General features: G+C 66.3%; 1 protein-coding gene. It reads right to left on the bottom strand.

What is annotated here, in order from left to right:
- A partial coding sequence (locus tag AACY08_RS29100; protein ID WP_339472535.1) for a MobA/MobL family protein occupies window positions 1-467 on the bottom strand: 467 nt, incomplete at its 3' end.
- Window positions 468-486: the final 19 nt, after the last annotated feature.

The following is a 486-nucleotide window of genomic DNA, read 5'->3' as shown; positions in this document are numbered from 1 at the left end:
CCGTCCTCCGTGAGAGGCCGCAGCGTCGTCATCAGGTGGACATGCGGATTGCCCGGCTCGTCGTGATAGACCCAGTCCGCGACCTGCCCGCGCGACAGCACCTGCTCGACCACGAACTGGCGCATCAGCGCGATGTTCTGCTCGGTCGTCAGCTCGACGGGCAGCGCGATGATGAACTCCTTGGCGAACTGCGCATCCGCCCGCTTCTCGAAGGCCTCGATCTTGTTCCAGAACACCTCCGAGGCGCCGGCGACGGTGCGATCCGCAATCATGGCCCGGAGCCAGGCGGGCGCGTCGGCCGCGACCTGGAATTCCTCATGGATCATCCCGCGCTTGTTGGAATAGTCGACGGTGCGGCCCTCGGCCTCGCACTCCATTTTCGCGCAATGCCGGTAGGCGGCAGCCAGGACGGCGCTGCGGCCATCGCCGCGTCCGATGAGCTGGGGCGTGAAATGGGTGATGGCCACGGCTGGAGCGATCCTTAAG

Origin of the sequence: Pseudomonas sp. EL_65y_Pfl1_R83 (assembly GCF_963970695.1) — a bacterium.
Classification (GTDB): domain Bacteria; phylum Pseudomonadota; class Gammaproteobacteria; order Pseudomonadales; family Pseudomonadaceae; genus Aquipseudomonas; species Aquipseudomonas tritici.
Note: the sequence above shows the minus strand (reverse complement) of the source record. Positions and strands in the feature narration are given on the sequence as shown.